This window comes from Caballeronia sp. INML1, from assembly GCF_023631085.1.
In the GTDB taxonomy this organism is placed as follows: Bacteria; Pseudomonadota; Gammaproteobacteria; order Burkholderiales; family Burkholderiaceae; genus Caballeronia; species Caballeronia turbans.
In genome coordinates this window covers 1-1203 of sequence record NZ_JALQDT010000100.1, presented here as the reverse complement: position 1 = coordinate 1203, position 1203 = coordinate 1, and the positions used below count along the sequence as shown (strand labels likewise).

1 protein-coding gene is annotated in these 1203 nt (G+C 57.9%); it reads left to right on the top strand.

The genetic code is table 11. The annotated features are described in order from the left end of the window. Positions 1-19 precede the first annotated feature (19 nt). A complete protein-coding gene (locus NCR38_RS33980; RefSeq protein WP_061121468.1) occupies positions 20-1120 on the top strand; it encodes an IS5 family transposase in 1101 nt (366 codons plus the stop codon). The last annotated feature ends 83 nt before the right edge of the window (positions 1121-1203 follow it).

Below are 1203 nucleotides of genomic sequence, written 5' to 3'. Positions count from 1 at the left end.
CGAGAGCGAGATGGAACGGATGCGCGGCAGCGATGGTTTTACCGAGTCGATGTTCACGGTGTTGAAGCTTGATGATTTCGTGCCGAAGGACCATCCGTTGCGTCCGACTCGTACATGGCTCAATGATTCGCTCAAGCGCATGGATGATGTGTTCTCGCGAATGTACGAGGCAGACGCGAGAGGTGGCCGGCCAAGCATTGCACCGGAGAAGTTGGTTCGGGCGCTGTTGCTGCAGGTGTTGTACTCCATTCGCAGCGAACGGATGCTGATGGAACAGATTTCCTACAACATGTTGTACCGCTGGTTCGTCGGTCTGCCGATGGACGGAACGGTGTGGGACCATTCGACGTTCAGCAAGAACCGCGACCGCTTGCTCGAACACGATGTACTGGTGTTGCTCTTTAACGAGACGGTCGAGACGGCCCGTGAGCGAGGCTATCTCTCTGGCGAGCACTTCAGCGTCGATGGCACTTTGATTCAGGCGTGGGCCGGGCATAAGAGCTTCGTGCCCAAGGCGAGTCCGAGCGACGACGATACGCCTCCAGACGAACCGCCCGCACCGAATGACAACTGGCATGGGCAAAAACGCAGTAACGAAACGCATCAATCCACGACGGATAAGCAGGCGCGCCTGTTCCGGAAAAGCAAGGGAACGGGAGCGATGCTCTGTTATATGGGTCATGTATTGACCGATAACCGACACGGACTGGTGGTCAACGCGCAGGTGACGCTGGCGACCGGCACCGCCGAGCGAGACTGCGCGGCGCAGATGCTTGCCGATGCTGCGAGTGTCGCACCGAGCGGCATCACGGTCGGTGCGGATAAGAACTACGACACCGCCGGCTTCGTAGCCAGTTGTCGCTCGAATCGCGTCACGCCTCATGTGGCCCAAAACGAAGGACGTTCAGGAGGCTCAGCGATTGATGAGCGAACTACACGTTGGCCGGGCTACGCGGTGAGCCAGCAAAAGCGTAAACGGATTGAACAGGTGTTTGGATGGGGCAAGACGGTCGGACGAATTCGACAAGCGATGTGCCGGGGACTTGAACGCGTAGACCAGCTCTTCGTGCTGACCCAGGTCGGCTATAACCTGACGCGTATGCGAACACTTGCCGCTTGAGGGGAAGGAAGCAATCGATAGCGTCGGTTTTGTGAACTCACGAGCAGCATCGAACGCTCACAAGGGTTTTTGCGCGTGTCAGA